At 42.8% G+C, this 26,803-nt stretch carries 23 protein-coding genes; 1 reads left to right on the top strand and 22 read right to left on the bottom strand.

The genetic code is table 11. From position 1 onward, the window contains the following. Positions 1 to 26: 26 nt before the first annotated feature. The 21 genes from LKO28_RS11045 to LKO28_RS10945 form a co-directional block, all read right to left on the bottom strand. On the bottom strand, positions 27 to 2,435 hold the full coding sequence (locus LKO28_RS11045; RefSeq protein WP_227694913.1) for a GumC family protein: 2,409 nt from the start codon (positions 2,433 to 2,435) through the stop codon (positions 27 to 29). A gap of 34 nt (positions 2,436 to 2,469) precedes the next feature. Further along, positions 2,470 to 3,249 carry a polysaccharide biosynthesis/export family protein gene (locus LKO28_RS11040; protein WP_227694912.1) on the bottom strand — a complete coding sequence of 260 codons (780 nt, stop codon included), beginning with the start codon at positions 3,247 to 3,249 and terminating at the stop codon, positions 2,470 to 2,472. An 83-nt stretch (positions 3,250 to 3,332) separates the two neighbouring features. Beyond that, on the bottom strand, positions 3,333 to 3,767 hold the full coding sequence (locus LKO28_RS11035) for a WxcM-like domain-containing protein (protein ID WP_227694911.1): 435 nt from the start codon (positions 3,765 to 3,767) through the stop codon (positions 3,333 to 3,335). A 2-nt stretch (positions 3,768 to 3,769) separates the two neighbouring features. Next, positions 3,770 to 4,750, bottom strand: coding sequence for an MraY family glycosyltransferase (locus LKO28_RS11030; RefSeq protein ID WP_227694909.1), 981 nt, complete (start codon positions 4,748 to 4,750; stop codon positions 3,770 to 3,772). After that, positions 4,747 to 6,684 (bottom strand): polysaccharide biosynthesis protein, encoded by a 1,938-nt coding sequence (locus tag LKO28_RS11025; protein ID WP_227694908.1) that lies wholly within the window; start codon positions 6,682 to 6,684, stop codon positions 4,747 to 4,749. The genes LKO28_RS11030 and LKO28_RS11025 overlap by 4 nt, the downstream gene beginning before the upstream one ends. A 9-nt stretch (positions 6,685 to 6,693) precedes the next feature. Then, positions 6,694 to 7,608 (bottom strand): NAD-dependent epimerase/dehydratase family protein, encoded by a 915-nt coding sequence (locus LKO28_RS11020; RefSeq protein WP_227694907.1) that lies wholly within the window; start codon positions 7,606 to 7,608, stop codon positions 6,694 to 6,696. Between the two features lie 11 nt (positions 7,609 to 7,619). Continuing rightward, positions 7,620 to 9,026 (bottom strand): hypothetical protein, encoded by a 1,407-nt coding sequence (locus LKO28_RS11015; protein ID WP_227694906.1) that lies wholly within the window; start codon positions 9,024 to 9,026, stop codon positions 7,620 to 7,622. A gap of 51 nt (positions 9,027 to 9,077) precedes the next feature. Further along, complete coding sequence (locus tag LKO28_RS11010) at positions 9,078 to 10,250, bottom strand: glycosyltransferase family 4 protein (RefSeq protein ID WP_227694905.1); 1,173 nt, start codon at positions 10,248 to 10,250, stop codon at positions 9,078 to 9,080. Then, complete coding sequence (locus LKO28_RS11005) at positions 10,237 to 10,812, bottom strand: acyltransferase (protein WP_227694904.1); 576 nt, start codon at positions 10,810 to 10,812, stop codon at positions 10,237 to 10,239. Before LKO28_RS11005 ends, LKO28_RS11010 begins: the two co-directional genes overlap by 14 nt. Then, on the bottom strand, positions 10,805 to 11,980 hold the full coding sequence (locus LKO28_RS11000; RefSeq protein ID WP_227694903.1) for a glycosyltransferase: 1,176 nt from the start codon (positions 11,978 to 11,980) through the stop codon (positions 10,805 to 10,807). Before LKO28_RS11000 ends, LKO28_RS11005 begins: the two co-directional genes overlap by 8 nt. A 36-nt stretch (positions 11,981 to 12,016) precedes the next feature. Further along, the gene (locus LKO28_RS10995) at positions 12,017 to 13,318 is read right to left on the bottom strand and encodes a hypothetical protein (RefSeq protein WP_227694901.1); all 1,302 of its coding nucleotides are present in this window, start codon (positions 13,316 to 13,318) and stop codon (positions 12,017 to 12,019) included. A 2-nt stretch (positions 13,319 to 13,320) separates the two neighbouring features. Then, entirely contained in the window at positions 13,321 to 14,400 is a 1,080-nt protein-coding gene (locus LKO28_RS10990; RefSeq protein ID WP_227694900.1) for a glycosyltransferase family 4 protein, read from the bottom strand. A 102-nt stretch (positions 14,401 to 14,502) separates the two neighbouring features. Further along, on the bottom strand, positions 14,503 to 15,912 hold the full coding sequence (locus LKO28_RS10985; protein ID WP_227694899.1) for a lipopolysaccharide biosynthesis protein: 1,410 nt from the start codon (positions 15,910 to 15,912) through the stop codon (positions 14,503 to 14,505). 23 nt (positions 15,913 to 15,935) lie between these two features. After that, positions 15,936 to 16,877, bottom strand: a complete 942-nt coding sequence (locus LKO28_RS10980; RefSeq protein ID WP_227694897.1) for a polysaccharide pyruvyl transferase family protein — start codon at positions 16,875 to 16,877, stop codon at positions 15,936 to 15,938. Positions 16,878 to 16,901: 24 nt separating this feature from the next. Further along, a complete protein-coding gene (locus LKO28_RS10975) occupies positions 16,902 to 17,930 on the bottom strand; it encodes an NAD-dependent epimerase (protein WP_227694895.1) in 1,029 nt (342 codons plus the stop codon). Positions 17,931 to 17,954: 24 nt separating this feature from the next. Continuing rightward, entirely contained in the window at positions 17,955 to 18,692 is a 738-nt protein-coding gene (locus LKO28_RS10970) for a nucleotidyltransferase family protein (protein ID WP_227694893.1), read from the bottom strand. 13 nt (positions 18,693 to 18,705) lie between these two features. Further along, positions 18,706 to 19,884, bottom strand: coding sequence for a galactokinase family protein (locus tag LKO28_RS10965; RefSeq protein ID WP_227694891.1), 1,179 nt, complete (start codon positions 19,882 to 19,884; stop codon positions 18,706 to 18,708). Positions 19,885 to 19,906: 22 nt separating this feature from the next. Next, positions 19,907 to 21,289: a nucleotide sugar dehydrogenase gene (locus tag LKO28_RS10960; protein WP_227694890.1), complete on the bottom strand. Its 1,383-nt coding sequence runs from the start codon at positions 21,287 to 21,289 to the stop codon at positions 19,907 to 19,909. Positions 21,290 to 21,307: 18 nt separating this feature from the next. After that, positions 21,308 to 22,684 (bottom strand): nucleotide sugar dehydrogenase, encoded by a 1,377-nt coding sequence (locus LKO28_RS10955; RefSeq protein WP_227694889.1) that lies wholly within the window; start codon positions 22,682 to 22,684, stop codon positions 21,308 to 21,310. A gap of 3 nt (positions 22,685 to 22,687) precedes the next feature. Further along, on the bottom strand, positions 22,688 to 23,170 hold the full coding sequence (locus LKO28_RS10950) for an adenylyltransferase/cytidyltransferase family protein (RefSeq protein ID WP_227694888.1): 483 nt from the start codon (positions 23,168 to 23,170) through the stop codon (positions 22,688 to 22,690). Positions 23,171 to 23,260: 90 nt separating this feature from the next. Further along, positions 23,261 to 23,770, bottom strand: coding sequence for a winged helix-turn-helix domain-containing protein (locus LKO28_RS10945; RefSeq protein ID WP_227694887.1), 510 nt, complete (start codon positions 23,768 to 23,770; stop codon positions 23,261 to 23,263). A gap of 155 nt (positions 23,771 to 23,925) precedes the next feature. On the opposite strand from LKO28_RS10945, the gene LKO28_RS10940 reads away from it, so the two are divergent. Further along, complete coding sequence (locus LKO28_RS10940; protein ID WP_227694885.1) at positions 23,926 to 24,600, top strand: peroxiredoxin family protein; 675 nt, start codon at positions 23,926 to 23,928, stop codon at positions 24,598 to 24,600. Positions 24,601 to 24,627: 27 nt separating this feature from the next. Here LKO28_RS10940 and LKO28_RS10935 read toward each other — a convergent pair whose 3' ends face one another. Further along, positions 24,628 to 26,802, bottom strand: coding sequence for a glycoside hydrolase family 97 protein (locus LKO28_RS10935; RefSeq protein ID WP_227694884.1), 2,175 nt, complete (start codon positions 26,800 to 26,802; stop codon positions 24,628 to 24,630). Position 26,803: the final 1 nt, after the last annotated feature.

The raw sequence follows: 26,803 nt of genomic DNA, 5'->3' as shown, positions 1-26,803 counted from the left end.
TGCTTTCCATATATCAGGATTCTTAATTAGCCCCTAATCTTCGGCTTATTGCTTTTGCCTTTGATGGCGTTCCAAATGCGTTTGCGCAAAGAAACCTCCTGCATGTCGCCATAGCCGTAACCATAACCGTAGCCATAACCGTAACCGCGTTTAAAGTCCACATCGTTGACCACAACTGCCATATTCTTCAATTTGCCCTCTTCATAGAGTTCCTTCGGAATATTCAATAGACGTCTGTCTAGGTAATTTGCGCGTGTCACGTAGATCGTCATATCGGCATGCTCGGCAATTAGCAAGGTGTCCGTTACCATACTGACCGGTGCCGTATCCACGATCACATAATCGTACTGCATCCGTCCGTAAGCAATCAAATCCGCGAAGTGACCGTTCATCAGCAATTCCGCCGGGTTAGGCGCAATATACCCCGAATAGATAATATCGAAGTTATACGGTGCTGGCTTCTCAATAACAATATTCGATACCGACATCTCTGGATTTACCAGATACTGAGTGATACCAATACTGGTGTGCTGCAAATGAGAAAGCCCCAAATAATCCAATACCTTAGGCGAACGAATATCCGCACCCAATAATAATACCTTCTTACCCGACATGGATAAAATCCTCGCCAAGTTGGTGGCAATAAAAGACTTTCCTTCACCCGAGGTGGTAGACGTTACATACAGTACCGCAGATTCGTTCTTTTTCCCGGCCCCTAACATAAAGGTAATGTTTGTACGCAAGATCCGGATAGCCTCCGCCAAGGATGAACGATCGTTCTCCTCGATAATCGGATGCTCGGAGGCAGGAACTTCTCCTAAGATCGGCGCGCCGAGCGCTTCCTCGATGTCTTTCCGGGAATGTACTTTGTTGTCGAGTAAGAATCTAATATACAGGATACCAAATGGAATCAAGAAGCCCAAGATCAAGGCACCAAGCATAATGATCGCTTTTCGTGGTGCGACTGGCGCCCATGAACCGTAAGCTGCGTCCACCACTTTTAAATTTGCCGGCGTAGCGGCAGCCTTAATCTCTGTCTCTTCTCGCTTCTGCAACAAGAACAGATATAAGGTTTCCACAATCTGCTGTTGGCGGGAAATATCCTTAAAACCACGTTCTTGGTTTGGCAACTGATTCAACTTGCCTTCAAACTTACCCTTCTGGCCCTGTAACGCGTCTACATTCCCTTGCAATACTTTCCTGTAGTTGTCCAAGGAAATCTGCAAGTTCTTATTGATCTGCGCGATATTATTATTCAGCTGTTGTACCACGGGGTTATCCGGCGTAGCCGATTTCAATAAATCATCCCGCTCTAGCACCAACTCATTGTAACTGTTAATATTCGCTTGAATCGAAGGATCTGTGAGACCAATGTTGGACGGCAGTAGATTATATTCTGTCGTTGTGGTAGCTTCCCGCATCATGTCTGCCAAGCTCAATTGTGTCTGGTATTCCACCAGTTTTTGTTCATTGGCTGTTGCATTCTGCATATACAAACGTGCTTCCTCCTGCATATCCATTAAGCTATTCCGATCCTTAAAGTCGGCAACTTTAGAGTCCGCTTCTGCCAGATCCTGGGAGATCAATTCCAAACGGGAAGTAATAAACTTGGACGTTGCTCTTGTCACCTGCGCTTTATCATAAGTTACATCCTCATTGTATTGCTCAATAAGCGAGTTCAAAATCAATTCGGACTTCGCAATCAACGGATAGTCCATCGAGAAATTAACCAAGAATGATTGTGCTTCTTTATTCGGTGTAATCTGTACCGCATTTCGTAATATATCGACGGTGATATCCGACGGAATATAGCTAATCTGCAAATCCCCTTCCCAAAGCTTATTGTTTTCCTGCGGCACTAAACTGATCGGGCCGATGGGTGTCTCTAGTTTGCTTCCTAGTACATACTCCCTTGTTCCTTCCAGTTCATCCTTTATTTTATAACTGTTGCCTTTCTTGCTTACGGTGAAAGCATACCCTACGGAATCCAGACGTGCATGGTCTGGTTCGAGCAACATCATTTTCAGCGGCGATTGACTTTCCAACACCTCGGCAGACTTAATATTCCCCTTCATATGATAGGAAATATACAGCCGATTCGTATCGACCACTTTCCGCATGAGACGACGGGAGCGCAGAACCTCCATCTGATCGTTCACAAAGGCTGCAGACGAACTTCCCATGCCCGTCATCGTCGCTAACTCGGCCAGTCCGGCCATATCGCCCGATGCCTGTTTTTCATCCTGCAGGAGAATTTTGGCACTGGTGTTATAGATTTTTTGCGCGTACCGTAAATAGACGAACGCAGCAAAAAGGCAGACGGTCACAGAAACAACAAACCATTTCCAATAAAAGGCATATTGTTCAAAAATCTGCTTGAGATTTAGCTCCTGGTCGTCCGATTCTTTTATCTGGGGATAAGCGTTATTCTTCATAAATGCTCTCGATTCTTCTCTTCGATTAATATAGTTAGCGGGTCACAACAGATATTACAGTAACGATCAAACCTACAACAGAAACAAAAATAGATGTCGTGGCAGTATATTTTGAATTCTGAATACGTGCACCATTCGGCTCGACGTATACCACATCGTTCTGCGTTAAATAATAAGCCGGCGAATTCATTGCTTCCCGTTTTCTTAAATCCAACCTAAACTCTTCCTTCTTACCATCCTGTTCTCGGATAACCAATACATTATTACGTTCCCCATATATTGTCATATCACCCGCCAAACCCAACGCCTCCAATATCGTCAACCGGTCATTTTCGATCGTAAAAGTTCCTGGACGGGCCACTTCGCCCAATACGGTCACCCGGAAATTCCGAACCACCATCGAGATTCCTGGATCGACGATAAATTTTGCCACTTCTCCTCGTAAGAAATCCATAGCCTGCGTACGCGTTTTTCCAGCTAGTTTAATCTTGCCGACTTTGGGGAAATCAATCTCGCCATTCGCATCAATGGCATACGTTGGTAAAAATGGATTATTAGGTTGCAACATCCCCCCTTGACCCTGATATTGCGACACTTGGTTAAACGGAATAGTAGCTCTCGGATCATCTGCCGTCACCGATATGGCAAGGATATCTCCTGGTTGTAATCTTGGGGCATTTAATTCATACATGGTATTCAATTCCACAGAATCGGGTTGGAAATACACCATATTCTTTTTGGTCGCACAGGAAGTACAAAACAATACGATTATGGTGAACAATGAAAGGAGTACACCGAAGATACGTTTAGACATAGATTTTTTATTTCGTTGAACTTGCATAAGCAAAAATCTTTCCACAATATGTTCAAATTTGCACAAAAGTAGTATTTTTTTCGCTAACTCCTATGCTTAAAATAATCTATTGGCCATGTATAATCATCCTTTCTAGCATTCTCGATGCCGTAATCCGCGAATACCAATAATTCGCTTTCCGGTTCCAATGCCTGAAATGCCGTACCATATCCTACCGGTACATGTAGCACCTGTTGTTCTTCCGCAGTTAATATACGCTTTTCGACAGGCAATTCTGGTGACGCGTTTGCCCAATCATCTATCTGTATCAAGTCGACTGCAAACGAGCCAGATAGCACATAAAACCAACGTTGCTCTATACGGTGCGCCCTCCAGCCGCGAACTAACTCCGTATCTGTATTCTTGATAATATAAAAGCGTTTGACCTGTGCCATATCAAAATCGTTGACAAATCGAATCTGCCCCCGGTGGTCTTTGGCAATTCCTCCTATGATGGATTTGATGCTCGTTTCTTCCATGCTTATACTTTTGACACTTGTTTTTCGATTTGCAAATATTTACGGATCACCCACGTTTTGATAACCAGATACAATATACTCAACCCACCTAATAGCACCAGCGCAAATATCCATTGCGCGCTGATGTCCTGATCAGCGAAGTGTATCACCGCTAAACCAATCAGAAACTGGATAGCTCCATATAAAAACGAGATCAGTAGTTTATTGACTCCCGCTTCGTTACCCAAGAATTGATACAGGTGGGAGCGGTGTGCTTCAAAGATATTTTCTCGTAGGTATAAGCGACGGATGATAGTCCATACTGCATCGATACCGTATACGGTTAGGAAAAGAAAATAAAGTAGATTCCCGGTTTTGATAATGAGTGCCCCTAAAGCGAAAAGCAAGATGTAGGCGATGGCGACCGAGCCCACATCGCCGGCAAAGCATTTCGCTTTGGTTCGGAAATTGAAAAAGGTGAATACCAACACGCCCAACATTGTATAGGCCAATAAATCCTGCGCGACAAAGCCTACTTCGCTGTTCACCAGCATCAATAAACCTCCGACCGCCAGACTGTAGGAGGCCGTAATGCCGTTAATGCCATCCATAAAATTATAGGCATTGATTACACCCACGACGACGACAAAGGTGATCAACAGAAAATACCAAGGCATTTCAAAAACATCTAACTGATAAGCCATCAGTAATACGGAAGAGAAGTGTATCAACAAACGTATCTTGTTGGAGAGCGTGAAGATATCGTCCATAAAAGAAACAACGGTCATCAGCGTCAGACCAAGGAAGAACCAGGGATATTGAAACCCCGATAGAAAAAAGTAAACTAGGGCTCCCAAATAAAAAATTATACCGCCCCCACGCAAGGTGATCGTTGTATGGGATGAACGTTCGTTGGGTTTATCAATGATATTAAAGCGATCGGCCACTTTAAAATACAGCAGTTCCAGAATAAACAAGGCAAGGAGTACAAGTATATAGATCATGATTCGTTACTAACTTCTATCTTTTCGTTATCTAATGCTGCAAAAATAGAGTTTTGTGATTTAAATTCGGGTACAATTTCCTTCATTAAAGAGACCAATTGTTGTTTTTGTTCCTGTGGATGCACCTGTTTTACCAATACACAAAGCATTTCGATCTTTTTCCTCTTATCGATCACATCTGCGGTATTCACTTTTGCAATCATGATTTTCTCATGATGGGTTTTCGCTGTATTCTCATCGTTCGCCAGCAGTTCCTCAAATATTTTCTCTCCCGGCCGTAATCCCACAATCTTGATGTCTATATCGGTAGGGTATTCCAAACCCTTCAATCGGATCATCTGCTTAGCCAGATCCATAATCTTAACCGGTTTGCCCATATCGAATACGAATACCTCTCCGCCCGTACCCATAGCACCCGCCTCCTGCACCAATTGGCAAGCCTCCGGAATGGTCATAAAATAGCGTGTAATATCGGGGTGTGTCAACGTCAAGGGGCCTCCCGCCTTAATCTGTCTTTCAAACAACGGGATCACCGAACCATTCGAGCCCAACACATTTCCAAAACGGGTCACAATATAATTCGTTTTGGAAATCTTATTAAGCGCACTCACCGAAACCTCTGCTATACGTTTCGTAGCTCCCATCACATTGGTGGGATTGACAGCCTTATCAGTCGAAACCATCACAAACTTCTCTACGTTGTGTTTACTCGCCAACGACGCCACATTATAGGATCCCCACACGTTCGTAAGAATAGCCTCGTAGGGATTCGCCTCCATCAACGGAACGTGCTTGTAGGCCGCGGCATGAAAGACCAACTGTGGCTTATATTGTTGGAAAACGGATTCCATAAACGTCTCGTCACGCACATTGCCAACAATAAACTCGAAGCGCTCGAAGCCACCATAAGGCTTCAGCTCCTGTTGCACATCGTATAGTGCCGATTCGGCCTGGTCTAGTACCACCAACTGCTTACAAGCCGAACGGCCGATCTGACGGACCAACTCGGATCCTATCGATCCTGCACCACCGGTAACGAGGATAACCTTATTTTTCAATTCCTGTGCAACCGTAGCGTTATTTAATTCGATTGGTTTACGCCCCAGTAAATCTTCTACTTTTAGCGTCCGTATCTGCCGCGTAGCTACCTCGCCGGCAAGCATACGTGCGGAGTTTGGAATGATCTTCACCTTTAGGGGTAAAGATTCCGCTTGTTTAAAAACAGTTTGTAGACGCTCGGGACGATGGTCATCAATGGCGATGATCAGCTCACGCGGCATACCATGCTTCTCCATAAAGTCTACATCCAACGCGCTTATGTGCTGTACTTTGAGCCCTTGTATACGTTTGCCTATACGCGAAGGATCATCATCCATTAAAGCCACTACCCGGTATTTGTTACGCGTACTAGCACGCAGAAAATGAAACGTCGTATTCCCCATATTACCCGCTCCGAAAAGAATAACCGGAATAGCATTCCCCTTATTATTCCAAAAAAGCGCATGGTAAAGTGACCGGTAGATAATCCGCATAAAGCAGAGAAAAAAGCCGGTCATGAAAGCGTGTAGCAGCAATTGTGTATGGGAGAACGTTCCAAAAATGGGAGAAAGGGAATTACGTAACGGCGCTAGCTCAAACAACCAACCTATCATGGCCAAGATGACAAACGCACACGACACTGTACTGGCGATACGCTGCAGATCACGCAGCCCGGTACGGTGTATAACACTCTTGTAAGGTTGAAAAACTAAGAAGAAAACGAAATAGACAATGGTCGCGGTTATTAGTTGGGCCGACAATGGTTCCCAAACAATATCGCCTCGTTGCTTGAACACCAGATAGTAGCAAAATACGTAGGTACTCCACACCACCCACATATCAATCAATAGAATGAGCCATCGTGGCTTATCGGCTCTCAGTTTCTCTTTAAGCATTTATTTTTTTCAAAGGGTAGACAACTTTTGAAAGCTCCGAATTGTTTTTACCAAACCTTCTTTTGCTGTCAGTGGTAATTTATCAATTCCTAAAGCTTGTTTGATCTTAGCGTTGGAAACCACATACGATTCCGTTAACTTTTTTAGTCGTTCGGAATTTAAGGGTAAGGGTAACACATCCCCTACTTTCACCACACCTTTGATCAATCCTTCGGATATGAACCAGAGTTTGGCTTTCTTACCCAACGTTTCGGAAATCAACGCCACTAACTCATTCGTAGACAAGGCGTCGTCATCGGCAAAGTTGTACACCCCGGATTGTACTTCGGCCTGCACCAGCATTTGTTCCACAAGGTAGCTCAGGTTATCAATGCTCAAAAATGACCGACGATTTTCAAATGAGGCTAAAGGCCAAGGGACTCCTTTTTCTACGACCTTATACAGTAAGTTTAAGTTCCCCTTATTACCTGGACCGTGGATCATACATGGCCGAATAATAAAAAGACGTTTACCTTCCGGCAATGCTTGTGCAAGTAGATACTGCTCCGCTTCGAGTTTGGATTTACCGTAGGGGGTGTACGGTTTACCTTCAACATTTTCTGCCAAAACGCCTTTTACGGTATCGGCGACAGCCTTGACCGAGCTGAAATAAAAAAAATCTCGAATGTTGGACTTCAAAAACAGGTCAAACAATTCGATCGTTAGATCACGGTTAATTTTAAAATATTCCGCATCGGCAGATGTATTGGCAGTATCGTGTGCTTTGCCAGCGAGGTGGATAATAGCAGTTGAACCTGTATCAACGTGGTTTGGCCAATTTTCGTTACGAAGGGAGAGCTTTTTAATTTCAAATCGCTTCTCCTTTAGATATTGCTCCAAGTTTTGTCCTACAAAGCCAGAGGCACCGGTGATGGTAATTTTCATTCAATATTCGTTTATTGCGTAACCAGTATCCCCGCTTTAGTTCTTCCGCCTTTAATATCAATATTAAGAGCTTCTTTACCATGTCCTTTCGATACAAAATTCTTAATTTCAACATTCTGGAAAGTTGCATTTTCGACAGCACTTAATCCATAATCCATTCTCGATTGACGTCCGTTATTGATCGCTTCGCAATCGATAAATGTTGAGTTCCCTAAAACTTTCTTTTTTCTTTTATCGAAATTAGAAATCCGAAATGCTGCATACTGTCCTAGGCGATCTGTAGTCGTTTTTCCTACGTGACTGTTAGTTGCAATACATCGAATATATTCTTTAGCAGCGCCAGATGCTGCACAGGAGCCTTCCCAAAACCCCGCTTCTTCCGAGTTTTCGGATATACAGTCAATAAATCTAACAATCCCTTTTGATTCTTCACTAAAATATCGATTGGAAAAACCGACATTATTATCAATCGCTCTACAGTTTTCAAATGTAATGTCTACTGGATCGGTACTAGCATCATTTTTTATTAAAATTACGGAAAAACCTCTTCCTTTGTTGCCCTTCGCAACACAATCTTTAAATCGTATTTTACTCAATACAGCGGTCGGCAACCCTGGCTCTACGTCTACTCCAGCTTCTGGCAGGGTACCGCTAGTATATGAAAACTCACAATTTTCCGCATAAAAATTCACTGCCGAAGTAATACTTAACCCTTGCCGCCTGTTATATCGAGAAACACAATTTAATATTCTGATATCTTTAGAGAACAGTTGTTTAGTCCGCACCGCCCCTATATAAAAACCGTCCCCTCCGGAGTTTTCCGCTACAATATTTTTGAGAACTATATTGGTAGCCCCATTCACCATAAATAAATGATTAAATTCCTTATTATAAAATTTTTTGTTCATATAGAATTTTGCACCATTTCCATCAAAAGAAACATTACGAGAACCTTCAAACCTAAAAAGGACCTCGAACCGTCTAAAATCTTGATTTAAATCGTCAGTTGCTTTAAACACAACTCCCTTATCGCATATGATATTAATATTGCTTGGTACAATCAATTGACGAGAAAGATAATAGGAACCCGTTTGTTTGGGTATATATAATGTTTTACCTACAGCAGCATTTAACGCCCGTTGAATCTGTGTTGTTTCATCTTTTCCTGAACCAATCGCCCCGAAATCATTAATATTTACCCTATCTTTAGTCAGGCCAATTGAGACTCGGTTTTCTTGATTAACTTCAGGTTTATCATTTGAGGCCCTCAATTCTGCCTGCGTTGTTTTTTGTGTACCATCAAGTAAATCGTCATCATATTTTTCCGGTACTGTTACAATATTATTATTCGGAGACTTTATATATGAATTGCTCCTTTCATATGCTGATCTTCCCTGACATGACATATGTATACTCATACATGTACATAATAAAGCTAAATAACACAACCTTCTCATACGCAAATATTTTTATTTTTTCAATAAACTATTATATAGGCTTAGCTGAGCCTCCCATATTATATCATTTCTAAAAAACTCATTTGCATAAACAATTCCATTTTGACCATGCTCACGAGCCTCCTCAGGGTTATTTATGTAGAATTCAAATGCGTCTGCAAGTTCATCATCGTCAATAGGCGCAATTAGTTTGCCAGTTTTTCCGTCAATTACTGCGTCCTGACAACCCGCACCTTTCGTAACGATAATCGGAATTCCGCAAGCAGAAGCTTCCATAGCCACATTACCGAATCCCTCTCGAAAATTATGGGACGGGAGTGTAAATACATTCATTACATGATAACAATATTCTACATCGCTCCGCTTTCCTGCCATTATTATATCCTCGTCTGTATTCATTTTTTCTAACACACGTTCATCAACCGAATCACTCGTTAGCTCGACCGGTCCGACAAATAATAATTTGATTCTCTTATATTTTTTCTTAATTGTTTGGAAAGCACGAAAGATCTCCTCAACGCCTTTCGATTTCACAACTCTTCCAACATAACCTATTACAAAATCTTCTCTTCCAATACCTAATTCCTGCCTTAATAGCTGAACTTCAGGAGCATTTGACTTTGACGGAGTGAAACGAGACACATTAATACCATTACTACTCGCCTTAGCTAAAACAACTACTTTTTCTTTCGACAAAATTCTATTTTCTACCGCATATTTAGCCATGGATGGTGTGATACTAATAACTTTTGTCGCAAAATGGTGCGTTAATCTTTCCATGAATTCAACAACGCGTTTTTGTGTCCCTTCTGGTTCCGCTGTCGATCGTAGGCCGCGAAGGGTGAAAATGCGTACATTAACTCCAGCAAACCAACCTGCAGCTACCCCTAGAAGACCTGCTTTAGGTGTACCGACATTAATGATGTCTGGCTTTATCTTTCTAAAAGTCTTATATGTTAGCCATAAGTTCTTTATGTCGCTGAACAATGAAATTTCTCTTTTATAGGGCAATTTTATAATAGTGCATCCTTCATTCCGTCCGTAGTCATCCAATCCCGGACCGTCTGGACAGATTAAAAAAACGTCAAATCCGCTGTCTTTCATATATTTCGCTTGACCACGCAGAAAACCTAAGCAAAATGCATCCGTTATAGATAAAACTAGTTTTGGTCTATTGTTTCCCATTATTTAACAAATCTATCTTATTATATATACTTGCTTTTCCTTCTTCTACTTCCTTTATAAATTTTGCAGGCACGCCACCTACGATGGACCTATCTTCCACATCACGTACAACAGAAGCGTTTGCAGCGACCAAACAACTTTTGCCAATAGTTACTCCACATTTTACGGAACAATGGGAGGCTAGCCAACTGCCTTTTCCTATCACCACTTTCGCCGCCGTACTACCCCCAAACCGAAAAGAATCATTTTTATAAACATGTTGCATTGTACTGATGACCACGTAAGGCGCACATAATATTTCGTCTTCAAATACCAGCCCTCCCAAGGCATTGTACCATCCGCCTTTCGCCAAATAAACATTGTCGCCTATTTCTAAATTAAACGGATTAAGCAAAGTCACATCCTTTCCTAATTGTAAGTTTTTACCGCACTTTTTCATAAAAAAACCCGCTAGCCAACCTCTAAGTTTAAAAATCAATTTATTATCTGGCAACCATGATGTAATAAGCAATACAAACCACATTGGTAAATTATACCGCAATTGTAATTTCAATTCAAGCATTCGACACTCTTTTTAAATAGTTTACCCTTTTTTCTTGTAACACGTGTTCTAGGTACTCAGTAGAACGTTGTAAGTTAGTATCAGATATTCTCTCCCAATCTTCCTGTTTATCATAGATACCCTTAATGTCTTTTGCCAGTTTCTTCCAGTCACCGGGCTCGTGTAAAAACTCATCGTCAACCAATTCAGGTATTCCCGCCGCCGTAGAGCCAAGAGCTAATCGACCCCGACTCAGCGCCTCGATGACTACACGAGGTAATCCCTCTTGTTTTGACGGATGCACATACAGGTGCATCATATCTATAAAAGGTAGAACTCCTTCTTTGCCTGCCTTAAGTGTACCAACAATTTCTACAAATTCCGTAATCCCAAGGGTTTTTGCTATGTCGGTGACCCAAGTCGGATCCCCCGTACCTACAAAATATACCTTGAAGTGATTAAGATTATATGTTACCTTTAAATAATGAAGCGCCTTTAACACCTCTAAATGACCCTTATATTTGACATGAAACGACCCTATTAAAGCAATCTTAAACTCTTCCCCTTTAATGTATTGGGCATAAAAACCGTCTTTATCTACCTTAGATATAGTACCATCGATATTTACATTGGATATAGATTCAGATTCACAGTTCGTTGGGTATCGAGATTGTAGAAATGCTTTGGTCACATAAATACATCCATTTGCTTTGGCAACAGTGGATTTGAGCTTATAAAACTCCAGGGGAGCCATTAATTTACCCGAAATATTACCGTAATTCCAATACGCATCCCAAGAACAGGCGACGACTTCCAATGTATATTTTATATTATTTTCAATACAAATTTCTTGAGCAATATAACCCAATACACTTGGCACTCGTATAATTGCAAAATCTACTTTGGATAGAGTTACGGATAATGCTTTCTTTACCTGCTTCTTTTTTGTAAATCGACTTATTCCTGATTTTAATTCATCACGCAATTCAAATGTTACGTTCTCACAAGACGAATCAACTAATTTATTCGGCAGATTTTCTTTCTGCCTCCCAATTACAATTAAAGATTCAAAAACTGCTAAATAGCGGCGCCAAAGCTTCTCATCAAAAACACCTCCCGAGCCATCATAGTACTTCCGAGTATGAGGATCGTATACGAAATAGTGATCATGTACAAATGCTGCTTGCATTACAAATATAAATTTATCTGAGACTTGGTTAACTTGTTATGATATGGACGCATTATATTTAGAACTCTTTAACCAAAATAGGGAATAATAAGCAATTAACATTATGGAAAGAGACTGTCTCGCCAACAAATACATTACCTTTGCATCAATCGTCAATATAGTCAATAAAACCGCAGTAATTGCCATCCCCATAACCAAATCTTTTCGGGTCTGGAGAACTGAACTCAAAACCATAAAAATACAGTACGAATAAACAATTATTACAAATACTATTCCTAAATTATGAAGATTTAATGTTATTCCAGGATCTCCATCTATAATATAGTCACTACTGCGACCGCTCCCCCCTCTTCCAAATAATAATTTTTTATCACCCTCCGGAAGAAAATACATTTTAGAACCTATTTTGTCTATTGTTTCGTTTGCGGTTGGATTTCTTCTAGCCATGCTGTAATACTGTTCTTCTCCAGTAACCATATAAATAGTTCTGCCAATAGAGGTATTCGTGACCCAGCTTTTTTGAGCCCAGTTCACGTCGTTAAAGAAAGTCAATAAAATCCCACTAACGACGACGACAAATAAAAATAAAAAGGTTAGCGTACGAAATACATACTTTTTTAGTCTTTTAAAGTTTAAGATAACAATTAGTGTACCAACAACGAATAAATTTACTATACCGGTTACGCCGGACAAAAGTATTGCAAACAGACATAGTGGAATACTTAAATAAATCCAAATTTTTCTAATTTGGTAAGCGCCTCGATAATTAAAAATATACGGCAACAATAAAATTCCCAATGAAAGAACACCGGAAGCAGCATCCCAAGTACTCGTCAACCCTCCAATACGTGTTCCCTCTATCCTTCGTTCAAACGTCCGGTTTGCTTCATCCATCTGCACTAATTGCGTAATGACAAATTGGTTAACCGCCGGAACAAAAAACATCACCGCAATAAGTGCAGCATGGGCTACGACAGACAACCAGAGACTATAAAGTAACTCTCTCCCGTAATTGGAGCCGTAATAATGTATATACAACCTTACTAGACTAAAAATACCGACCACATTCACTACAACCCTTCCAAATCGCATAATCTGATAATTGTCTGCAAGCCCATACACCGCTTTTAATATTGTAACATAGCCGACCATGAATAGTCCAAAAAAGATATAGAGAAGAGTAGGTCTAATCGCCTCTCTCGAAAACACTAGCTTATTATCAATAGTAAAAGAAAGAACAAAAGTAAGTAAACAAAACATTGACATAGAGTCAATAGTTCCCCCTATTTTCGGAGAAAATATTAACAAAAACATAAGTATTGGCAAGAATTTTTTCATCCTTAATTACCTATATGACCATCAACAATGGAAACCAATTGTTTCGCGCGTGCATGATATGAATAAAGATTACATACATCCTCATATGCCTGTTTTTTTAATCGATTATATAACTCTCTATCAGTATTAAGTCGATGAATGGCCTCTATCCATGCGTCAGGGTTATCGTGCGGTACCAATAACGCATTATGTTCATGATCCAGTATCTCCCGAATAACAGGAAGGTCAGAGGCAATAATCACTTTACCTGATGCCATGTATTCAAACAATTTCATTGGCGAAGTATATTTGCCAATCTCAGATTGATTGGCGACCACCACGCTAGGTTGATTCGGAAGCAGCCCAATATCAAACGAATCTAAAGCGTCTGGCACCTTCGAAAATGGAACTTTACCGTAAAAAGTTATATTCGGATTGGGGTTACCGTCATTAGAAAAACCATAGATATGAAATTTCGTTTCCGTTTTTTGCGGCAACTTTTCGATTATTTCCCATCCTTTGCCGGCAAAATTACTCCCAATGTAACCTGCCATAAGACTCTCATTTTCGGGACTAGCCACATTATAATGAAATCGGTCAACATCAGCCGCATCTGGCAATACATGAATTGCATTACTATATTCTGTACCTACCACTTGAACAATATCTTTTTTCAAAGCCTCTGTAATAACAATCAACCCAACGAATCTAGGATTGACAAAGGTATCTTTCAGGAATTCAAAATCTTCTTCTGTCGGAAGAGAATGTACCTCTAACAAAACCGAAAAATTTCTCTTCAAGAAGAAATCAGCTACGACAACTTGTCTACAATAAATAACTCTATTTTTACTTCCCCCAATAGTTCTCAAGAAAAAGGTATCATTGGGATACAATTGTAACAATTTACGATGCCGTATGGCCGTTCCATCTACGTCATAAGTCGACAAATTCTTAGAAAAGGTTTGTTTACGCCATATTTTCGCCGGAGAAACCAGTTCAAAATCACAAATTTTTGCTAATTCCATAGCGGTCATAACCATATGTATGCTTTCCGCAGAATGATGTGGAATTGCTGTAAAAGTGACCAACGAAATCTTTGTCATTATCTTTTAAATTACTTTAATTATTAAATATGTTCGAACTGCGCTCTACAAAAATAGTTTATTGATCTTGCTACAGAAAACTTCTTGTCTACGCCCCTAACATTAGCTGGCTTTTCTCATCCCACCTCGGATTTTTAATAAAATCGATTTGATAAGTGGTTTATTCATAAAAACAAAAACAAGCGACGAACTAATCGAAAACATAATCAGCCCCCATAAGTTATCTAGAACAAACACCAAATACAAAGCAAAAGCGGTCAAAATCGTAATCCATATCATTTTCGACTTGTCAAAGGTAATTTTAAAAAACTTTTGCGTTTGCCATACCCTGAGAGACCACGTAACAACAAAACCAATTGCCAAGCCTATCGACGCACCCTGCAACCCAATTTTTGGAACAAGCAGCCAAGCAGCTACAATGTTAACAATCGCACCAATTATAGTCGTGGAAAATGCCCCCATTGTTTTTTTTGCACTCATATAACCCGTTGCAAAAAAAGTGGAGAATGTTGCAAACGCTACGCCTATAAACAAAATTGGAATATATTTCCAACTATCGATATAAGCTTCAGCTACGAAGTTTAACACATATATTTTAGAAAGGGGAATTAATAAAATTATTAATGTCATTTCCAATATAAAATATCGATTAAACGTCTCGGAATATAACTTATCGCGATGTTCTTTGTTAAATTCAGTAATAGCACTTTCTTGCCAGGCTAAATTGAAAATAGAATTTACAGCATAAAGCGCCATTGCCAATCTGCTGGATAAAGCATATATACCATTGCTACTTTGTCCCAAAAAGAAAAGAATAATATATCGGTTCGCAGAGTTAATAAACCACCAGCTAACAGCATTAGGTATAAGTGGAAGAGAATAGGAAATAAATTCTGAAAGCAACGGTTTGGAAAAATCTAACGCCGAAATATATCTCCACAAGCGAGTACCATATATTATCATAAGAATAGATACTATATTTGCTAGTATATTCGCAATGAATAAACTCTCAACACCAAAAGAATATACAGCCAATAGAACCCAATTGACTATTACAAGAACAGCAGAGTTGACTATACCCGATAAAGCGTAAAGCTTATTCTTCTTCATTCCTCTGGCAATCGCCAGACAAAATGGATATAGACACATGACAATAAAATAAAACCCAATAATACCACGATATTCTAAAGGAAAAAAATATGTTCCAATTAGATACAGAACAAGCACAACGAAAATAGCACAAGATAAACTAAGGAGAGAGGTTGATACGATTACTTTTAACTTTTCATCTTCAACATCTAACAGCCATCGATATATACTCTCCGCCAATTGTAAACTTGCAACAGGTACAATTAATCCCACAGTTACCACGACCATATCATAAAATCCCATTTCGGGTGTTGATAAGTAGAAGGAAAATAGTGGAACTAATAGAAATACCAAAAAACGAGAGCCAAAATTTCCAATGGAAAAAATCAATACGTTTTTCAGTAATCTATCTTTTGCACTCATATTTTTCTATTCTAAATTTATACTTAATCAAATTTTATTTCCTGCACATCTGATAGCCACGCATCATAAAAACCTTTATTCTTTCCATAAGAGTTATCAAAAAATGTAAACGGCTTATGTAAGAGAAACGACAAAATTGCACCATGCAAACGGGTCGTATAAATATATTCGTAATCTGACAAGAATTTGACTCCCTCTTTTATGAGGTACTTGCGGTAAACATGATAGGCATAAAAGTCTGCAAACCCTTTAAATGGACTTTTGGGATGGATTGGTCGATTAATTATTTTATGAATCCAATTCCCGCGATCTTTAGTTGGCCAATCTTTAATATCTAGAGCGATATTTTCATGATCAGAAAGTTTATAGTTATTGTGCTGGGAGGACAGTTCTTTATCATTCCTCTTCAAGAACAATACAGGTTTGGTGGGTGTATCGGCATATTTATTGAGCTTATTGAGATCTATGCAGAACGCCATATCAGGTAACAGCAATATTGTATTATCAAAATGCTTTTTTAATAAATCGTAAGATCTACGGTCACGTGTACAGATTGTAAGGTTCTTATGCTTTGAAAACGCATTTGCATCTTTTGCGATCTGGGATTCGTCCGAATAATAGACACTTACAGGAAAAATAACAATTGGGTGAGATAAATACTTTTTTATAATATCTTTTCGAAAGTTCTGATGCTTCGGGTATATATCTCCAAAATTGCCTCCTCCCTGCATCAAAATAGTAGTCCTAGCGGGTATAGGTTTAAACCTATAAGTATCTGCAGACGCACGATGTAGACATTTGTGAGGCAAGGTGCTTAGAAAAGCTTCTTCTCCTTCCCATATCAAGCTGTCACCAATATTAGAATAATAAGGCAAATCTAGGAGGAAATAATCACTGGTGATTAAAGGCGTTAATGTTTTTATAATTTTACCTTTTAAATCATCAATTTTTTGTTGAAATGTCATATAGTTTTCCTGAGTTTTGATAGATTAAATTGCAACAAAAGTCTTATACCATTCCACAAACCTTTTCACGCCCTCTTGAATCGGTGTTGTACTCTGATAGTTTAAAGCATTCAAATGGGCCGTATCCGCCCACGTTCGTGGTACATCGCCCGGTTGCATAGGTAGCATATTTTTTTCGGCTACCTTCCCTAAATTTTCCTCTAAGGTAGTAATAAACTCCATTAAGGAAACCGGAGAGCCGTTTCCGATATTAAATACCTGATACAACGGCTGTTCCTTTTCTTTAACCGGAGGATTGTTCAATGTAATGATAATGCCCTGCACAATATCGTCGATATACGTAAAATCACGGCTCATATCACCGTTATTGAACACCTTGATCGGACGGTCTTCGGTAATAGCAGAAGCAAATAAGATAGGTGCCATATCCGGCCGACCCCAGGGACCGTACACCGTGAAGAAACGCAATCCAGACGTTGGAATCTTGTACAGATGGCTGTACGTATGTGCCATCAGTTCATTCGCTTTCTTGGTCGCAGCATACAGGCTAACAGGATAATCTACACGGTCGTCTTCCGAGAAAGGCACTTTGCCATTCTCCCCATATACCGACGAACTTGAAGCATACACCAAATGCCCTATCTGATAATGGCGGCAACATTCCAGCATATTCACAAAGCCCACCACGTTGCTGTCCACATAGGCCATCGGGTTCTCTAAGCTGTATCGAACCCCTGCCTGTGCGGCAAGGTTGACAACCGCATCGAATTTCTCTTGTTCAAAAAGCGCGGGCAGGGCTTCGCGGTCTGCCAGATCCATACGGACAAAACGGAAACCGGGATGGGTAGCGGAACCCGCTGCCTGCTTCCAATTTTCGGCTTCTTCACGTTTCACCCCTAATTCCGCTAAACGGGCGTACTTGAGATTAACATCGTAGTAGTCGTTGATATTGTCTAAACCGACCACCTCGGCGCCCTGCTCCAACAGGACTTTGCTTAAATAGAAGCCGATAAAGCCGGCGGCTCCGGTGACGAGTATCTTTTTATATTGCATAGCTTTTAGCGTATCTTTTAATGATTAATCCTTTTTGAACACTCCCTGAGCATGCTCGTAAGCCGCCATATCGCCAATATCGTAGCGTTCGCCATTGATCGGCCAGGCGTATACTTCGGTCTTTTTGCACAGCCAGGCAGCGAGGTTGCCCGGTGCATCGTAGCCACAACCCTGATCCAGCGCGGTCTTAATAAGCGGAAGATCCGTGCGTTTATAATAATAGAACGGTGGAACGGCCCAGCTGGAAGGCGGATTCTCCGGCTTTTCGTGCATCGCGATGGCACGCATATTTTCATCGGCCTCCAAGACACCGGTTTTTTGCAAAGCAGCCAGCGATGACTCTTCATGGCAACTGATACAGCTGGTATGCTTCTCCTGCGCATAGCGCACAAAGTCTTCGAAAGAGAAGGTCACGACGTTGTCGCCCGCTAGTACTAACAGATCTTCGTTGATTTCGAGCTGCTCAATCGCAAAAAGGATATCTTTCACGGCACCTAGTCGGTTATCATTACTCGTAGTACCATCGTTGAGGATGATGATATCTTTCTGATAATTCGACTTTGCCTTCCAGTCTTCAAAATGCTGATAGAAGGTCGCATTAGTCACCACGATATGCTGATCCACGCTTTCTATACCATCTACGGCTTCTACGAGCCGGTCCAAGATCGTTTTCCCGCCGACTTCTAACAGGGGCTTTGGAAAATTTTTGGTTAGGGGATATAAACGAGTGGCATAACCTGCCGCTAATATTAATGTTTTCATGCTTGCTTCTTTTTTAACTTACTCTGCGTACGCCATCGGCTGTTTTACACACACGTACTTCATACTGCCCTTCCATTTCGGGATATTTCGACAGGTAGTTTTTGGTCACATAATCGATGGCCTCCTGCCGGTAAGCTGGATCGGACAAAGCCACACAGCAGCCTTTGAAACCGGCTCCGCTGAAACGGCCACCGTATACGCCCGGTGCTTCTTTGATCGCCTCGAACAGGCTGATCATCTCCGGACAACCGGATTCCCAAAAGCGGATCGAACTATCGCCTGATTCAAACATAATGGCGCCCAGCATCGTGATATCGCCTTTTTCAAAGGCGTCTACGGCCCGCTCTACCCGTTCGTATTCGGTCATGAAGTGGGTGGCCCGTTTGGCCAGTGGATCGGGCAGACGGTGTTTCCATTTGTTAAAGACACGGGTATCCACGTCTCGCAGGCGGGTGTCGGCAAAGGCGGTGTAAGGCACCCCTTCATAAGCCAGCAGCGAATAGGCGGCCACCTTGCATTCGTCGGTACGGGTATTGTAGCCGGTATTGACCAGTGTACGGGTCAATCCGCTGAAAAATATCAGGATATCAAAATCGGGCATTTCTGCCGGCTTAGGAACCAAACGGTAAGAATCATCTTTGGTATCCAAGTACAATAGGTGGTCTTTTTTGCTCAGCACCTCGCAGCTTTGGTCGAGTTTCCCGAGGCTCAGCCCGATGTACTCTTTCTCTGCACGGAAGGCCAGTTCAATCAGGTCATGCTCGTTGATCTCAATATGGTTGACATCGGCCAGCGCCATAATATAACAGAGCAGCACGGCCGAAGAGGAGGACAGCCCGCCCACCGGCAGTGAACCGCAGATCAGGCCCTGCACGCCAACCGTTACTTCGTGCTGCTTGGACAGCGTGTAGATAGCGGCCTGTATATAGCGCCCCCAGGTATTGTAACGCCCGGGCATGGTTTCGATAGCAAAGAGCACCTGCCCTTCAAAATCGGTACTGAACAGGTTGATAACGCCCGTTTCCGTTGGAACATAATAAAAGTCTACACCGTGATCTAAGGCAAAGCCGGTTACATGGCCATGCTGGTGGTCGATATGTGCACCCACCGGACAGACCCGGTAGGGGCTGTATACATGTCTGACCTCTGTTTCGGGTGTATCGGGGAAAAGGGTCTTGAAATCTTTATGCATGTCTGCTTTGCTGTATAGTATATTATTCGCCGATTGCGTAATACGCAAATCCGAGTCTGTTCAATTCTTTTTTGTCCAATAGCTTTCTGCCATCGAAAACAAACGATGGTCTTTTCATGCCTTCCTTGATCTTTGCCCAGTCGTAAGCCTTGAATTCATCCCACTCGGTCAGTACGGCTGCGGCATGTGCGCCGGCGAGCGCTTCGTAGGGATTATCCACGACTTTGAGCAGTCTCCGGTTGTCTTCCGGAGAACGGGAGCCCAGGTAATCCAGGTCCTTGTAGATCTGCTCGGCCGATACTTTCGGGTCGTAGACCACGATCTCGGCTTCTTCGTCCAGCAGGTGGTCGGCCACGTAGATCGCTGCGGATTCCCGAGTATCGTTCGTGTCTTTCTTGAATGCCCAGCCCAAAAAAGCAATGTGTTTGCCGTTTACCGTGTTATACATGGTCTGGATGATCTTTTCGGCAAAGCGTGTTTTCTGGTGGTCGTTCATGATGATCACCTGCTCCCAGTAGTCGGCTACGGCGGTCAGATTATACGAACGGGCGATGTACACCAGGTTCAGGATGTCCTTTTGGAAACAGGAACCGCCAAAACCTACCGATGCTTTCAAGAATTTCGGGCCGATACGCGAGTCCTGCCCGATGGCACGGGAAACCTCGTCCACGTTTGCCCCGGTCACCTCGCACAGTTCCGAAATCGCGTTGATAGACGATACCCGCTGGGCAAGGAAAGCATTGGCAACCAATTTCGACAATTCCGATGACCATAGGTTCGTCGTCAGGATGCGCTCCCGCGGAACCCAGGCAGCGTAGACATTCACCAGCGCTTCGATCGCCTCTTCGTCCTCGCCGCCGATCAGTACCCGGTCGGGATTATGCAGGTCGGTAACGGCCGTTCCTTCGGCCAAAAATTCGGGGTTGGAGAGGATGCGGAAGTTGACCCCGTTGCCGGTGTTCTCCAGTATATTTTTTAGGGCTTCGGCCGTGCGGACCGGAAGGGTGGATTTCTCGACCACAATTTTATCGTCTGTGGCCACCGCGGCGATCTGACGGGCACAAAGTTCCACGAATTTCAGGTCGGCTGCCTGCCCTTTGCCTTTGCCATACGTTTTGGTAGGGGTATTCACCGAGATGAATATCATGTCGGCTTCCCGGATGGCTTTATCTACATCGGTATCGAAGAACAGGTTGCGACCCCGCGCTTCGCCCACGACCGCATCTAGGCCGGGTTCGTAAACCGGCAGGTTGTTAAGATCCGCGTCATTCCAGGCGGCGATACGCGCTTGGTTAAGGTCGACGACGGTAACAGCGATATCTGGGTTCTTCTGCGCGATAACAGACATCGTCGGCCCTCCGACGTAGCCTGCTCCAATACAGGTGATTTTTTTTATTGCTTTCATTTTATTATACGGTTATGATTATAGTCTCGTGTCTACCCACTCTCGTGGCCATATGCCTTTCGTATCAAATACGACACTATTTTCTTTCTTTATCGCCCGAATATCGATATTCGAAAATTCGCGATGGGCGGTGGCTAGAATAATAGCATCATATTGTTCTTCGTTAAATGGAGCCTCTCCGACTATTTCTTCTTCTTTCATGAGGATGCCGTACTCGGCGTATACTTCTTCCCGACTGGCCCAGGGATCATACACATCGATGTCCATCCCATATTCTTTTAGCTCCCGATAGATTTCGACGACCTTCGTATTCCGGATATCGGGACAGTTTTCTTTAAAGGTGATGCCTAAAATCAGGACACTTGCTCTACGGACGGCGATATCTTTTGACAACATGAGCTTCACGACTTTAGATGCGATGAAGGCTGGAATGGAATTGTTTACCCGCCTCCCGGATGATATCACTTCGGGATGGTAGCCTAATTGCGTGGCTTTATGGGTAAGGTAATAGGGATCGATAGAGATGCAGTGTCCGCCTACCAATCCGGGTTTATATTTTAAAAAATTGAATTTCGTGCCGGCGGCTTCGAGTACGTCATGGGTATCGATACCCATCCGGTCGAAAATAAGGGCTAGCTCGTTCACAAAAGATATATTCACGTCGCGCTGGGCGTTCTCGATCGCTTTAGAAGCTTCTGCCACCTTGATACTCGGTGCTTTATGGGTACCGGCTGTAACAATGGTTTTATAGAGCTGATCCACTTCGTCGGCTACTTCGGGGGTTGATCCGGAAGTAACCTTAATGATGGTGGTTAAGGTATGTACCTTATCTCCAGGGTTGATTCTTTCGGGCGAATAGCCGACAAAAAAATCGCGGTTAAAGACCAAACCGGAAGCTTTTTCTAAAACGGGTACGCATTCTTCTTCGGTGCAACCGGGATAAACAGTGGATTCGTAGATCACGATATCCCCGGGCTTGATAATATGACCCAACATTTCCGATGCCTTTTTTAGGGGACTAAGATCAGGCGCGTTCAGCCGATCGATGGGAGTAGGAACCGTTACAATATAAATTTGTGCATCCTGAATAGCTTTTACGTTGCTGGAAAAAGATAGACCGGGTGCGTTCTGCAAAGGATTGAAAGATAGCTCGCCTTCGGTTCCATTTACCGTAGCCAATCGTAATCTTTGCGGCTCCTTATTGACACCTGCAGTTTCTAACAGCACGTTACGAAGTCTGTCGGTATCGGCCTCGTGAGTCCGGTCGATGCCCTGCGCTAACTCGCGCACGCGCTCTTCATTGATATCAAAACCCACAACTGGGAAATGACGGGCAAACTCGATTGCTAAGGGCAATCCAACATAACCTTGACCAATGACGGCGATTTTCTTCATTCTTTACTTCTTCCCGTTTCCGTTCTTTTCTGCTTCTTTCTCGGCTACAATCCGGCGCAGACCGGAGCTGGAAAACCGATGATCGCGGCTATTAAAATATAGGTCGATGCCTTTTTCTTCACAGTACTTGCGACCTGTGAAGTTCTTATCTTTATATTCATCACCCACGATGCGCACGTCCAATTTAAAAGACCGGAGGATGTCCTCCAGGTCTTGTTCGGTAGAGTAGGGCACTATCTCGTCAACATATTGGCAGCCGCGCAATTGGATGTAGCGCTCCACCACGGTTTGGGTGGGTTTGTTTTTTTCAGGTCGGTCTAATGTAGGGTCCATCTGCAGGCCACATATAAGGTAGTCGCATTGGCGTTTTGCCTCTGCAAGCATCATAATGTGGCCGGCATGTAATAAATCAAAAGTAGAGAAGGTAATTCCGACACGTGGTCCCGGATTATAATCGTCCTTCTTTTTCACTATTTTATTTTCCATAATGTTCTTCCATAATATTAAACAGCTCCAGTTGACTTCGCTCCGCTATATGCAATAAAAGTGCCAAGCGTTGTCTAATACAGCGGATCTTCACGCCATATTTCGATAAACGACAATATAAGCGCCACTGCTGGGCTTTTCGAAGTTTATTTTAATTTCTTTGTTGATCAATTTTCCGGTTTTTTCGGAAAGGTTCGCCAGATAGTCTTTGTCGAGGTTTTCGCCCGATATGACGACTTCTAGCTGATCGGACTCCTGCCCTTTGGCATAGGCACCGATTAGCATCACTTCCTGCACATCTCCGGCGCGCTCCATTACCTGATCGACGACCTTATCGACGCCCAGAAAAGAATGTACTAATCGCTGAACGGGGTTAAATAAGGGATGGGCTATATTCGCCTGATACAGCACTTTCTTCTGATCCTGCTTCCGCTCTAAAAATCCTGCTTCTGTTAACTGGTTTAGTTCTTTACGGATCGCATTGGTAGATTCATCAAATTCTTCGGCAATGCCACGCAGATAACCGGTGTTGCCGGCCGATACAAAAAATTTGATCAGTAGCTTTAATCTGGTTTTGGAAGTAATCAATGCACCTAACATGTACAACTTGCCTTTATTGAGCAACAAAGGTACTCGATGCTTTTTAAAAATGCAAGTTAATAAAATATTAAATGCGAAACCAATAAAGTTAGGCGTCGTTGAAAAAGATGAATACCGGAGCATTTTATGTAGCTTTGTAGAAACAAGTTACGCTCATGAAAAAGTATATCACCTTACTGTTATTTACGTTACCGGCTTTTCTTTTCGCTCAGCTAAAGGAAAGCAAAGAGGAGTTGATTGCGCAAGTTAAGGCCAACCCTTCGCGTGTAGAAACCTTGAAAACCATACAACGGGTGGGTGGCTATGACCCGGATTATAAAGAATTACGGGACTTATTCAAGGGATTGGACAAATCGGTACGCCGATCGCCGGAGGGAAAGCAATTTGGCTTTTACCTAAAGCGTTTGGAAAATTCGTCGGTAGGTAAAAAGGCTCCGGCCATTACGCAGCTGACGCCGGAGGGCGAGCCGTTTTCGCTGTCGGATCTGCGGGGCAAATATGTGCTGATTGAGTTTTGGGCGTCTTGGTGCCCGGATTGCCGTAAAGCAAACCCGAACTTGGTGAAGACGTATAACACCTTTAAGGATAAGAACTTTGAGATTTTAGGGGTTTCTTTTGATCGCAAATTTGAGGATTGGGTAGCGGCGATTGAAAAAGACAACCTGGATTGGAAACATATTTCTGACCTGCAATCTTGGCAAAACGCAGCGGGTACGCTATATGGGGTACGCGCCATTCCGCAGAATATCTTGGTGGATCCTGAAGGGGTGATCGTGGCGCGTAATCTACATGATGAAGCTTTGAATACAAAGCTACGGGAATTGCTTTAGGGGTGCAATGATTGCACCCCTTGATTTTTACCTCCGCACTTCTTGGATATGTATAGCATAACCTCCTCCCGGCGCACTTCTCAATTTCAGCTTCGACTTACGTGTGATCGATTTTTTTGAAATCGTATACGCTTGGGGGTTATCCTTATAATGCGCGTCTTTCGCATCGGCATATATTGTTGCGATGTATTTTTTTCCCGGATCTAAGAATTCCAATTTCAACTCGGAAGTATGTCCATTTTCTCCAGCTACATTTCCAACAAACCAAGTAGTTGTTCCTTTTGCCTTGCGTGCTACGGTCACGTACTCCCCTGGTTCAGCCTCTAAGTACTTGCTCTCATCCCAATCCAAGGCGACATCTTTGATGAATTGGAAAGCATCGATAAACCGCTCGTAGTTTTCAGGAAGGTCAGCTGCCATCTGCAAGGGGCTATACATGGTTACATAAAGTGCTAACTGGTTAGCCAATGTACTATTGACCCAAGAATCATTATTCGGATTTACCTTAGATATATCCATTTCAAAAATACCCGGCGTGTAGTCCATAGGGCCTCCTATCTGTCGGGTGAACGGCAAGATCGTGACATGGTTCGGGTGGTTTCTGTCTCCTCCAAACGCTTGATACTCGGTGCCACGGGCAGATTCATTTCCTATGAGGTTCGGCCAAGTCCGGCTTAATCCGGTTGGGCGTACCGCTTCGTGTGCATTGATCATAATCTGATATTCCGCTGCTTTTTCCAATGCATACTGATAATGGTTGTTGATCCATTGACTATAATGGTATTCCCCACGGGGGATGATATTGCCAACATAACCTGTTTTCGCCGCATCGTAACCATTATCCTTCATAAATTGATAGGCTTGATCTAAGTGACGCTCGTAATTTCGTATCGAGCCAGAAGTTTCATGGTGCATAATCATCTTCACCCCCTTGCTCTTCGCGTATGTTCGTATTTCATCCAGATCAAAATCCGGATAAGGCGTTACAAAATCAAAGACATAGTCTTTCGCATTTCCAAACCAATCTTCCCAACCAATATTCCATCCTTCTACGAGTACTCCATCAAAGCCATGTGCCGCCGCAAAGTCGATGTAGCGCTTTACGTTTGCCGTAGTCGCGCCATGCTTGCCGTGTGGTTTCACCTTGCTATAGTCGGTTTTTCCGATATGTACACTCGGCAAATCGTAAGTATATGACCATTCGCTTTTTCCGGTAATCATTTCCCACCACACCCCGACATACTTCGTTGGTTTAATCCAGGAAGTATCCTCGATTTTTGACGGTTCGTTCAGGTTCAACGTTAGGTTAGCAGTCAAGATATCACGGGCATCATCACTCACCATAATGGTTCTCCACGGGCTACGTGCCGGCGTCTGCAAATTACCTTTCGTACCGTTTGCATCTGGTGTCAGCCAAGATTTAAAGACGAAATTCTTATCGTCCAAGTTCAAGTGCATACAGGCAAAATCAATTAACGCCGCCTCGTGTATATTGATATACAAGCCGTCATCTGTTTTCATCATCAGGGCTGTTTGTACGCCTGTTGGCGAAAACGGGGTCTGCGAAGCATTAGGTGTAATGGCTTCCTGCATCAGGCCACGTATTTCGGACAATCGGGAAGTAGTATAATTATACTCTTGCGTGTCATAATCGCCGGGAATCCAAAAAGCCATATGATCGCCCGTCATGGCGAATTCGGTTTCTTCTTCTTTCACGACTAGGTATGCTAAATCCTGTTGTTCAGGAAATTCATAGCGGAAACCCACCCCCTCATCGTATAACCGAAACCGAATCAGCATTTTTCGTTCCGACTCCTCCTGTTGCAATGTTACCGCCAGCTCGTTGTAATGGTTGCGGATATCCTTAGATTCGCCCCACACCGGCTGCCAAGTTTCGTCGAAAGTTAACTCCTCCCAATCCACGACCTCAAATCCTGTCGCCAGTGAGTTTTCCACCTGCGTTTTACCTGCATCCGTTTCTCCGCCAAACTCCGATTTCCGTGTATTCCCTGTCAACGTAAAACCCAATCTACTGGGTTTAACAATCGCCTTATTTTTATAGTGCAGGGCATAGGTGGGCACACCTCCATCTTCCACAACAAACGACAACGACAGGTTACCGTTTGGCGATTTCAATTCCTGTGCCGCACTCCAAAAGCCCAGGCAACAAAATCCGACTACCCAAAACCATTTCTTCATCATG

Origin of the sequence: Sphingobacterium sp. FBM7-1, assembly GCF_020687765.1 — a bacterium.
Lineage (GTDB): Bacteria > Bacteroidota > Bacteroidia > Sphingobacteriales > Sphingobacteriaceae > Sphingobacterium.
This window is presented reverse-complemented; position numbering and strand designations above follow the sequence as displayed.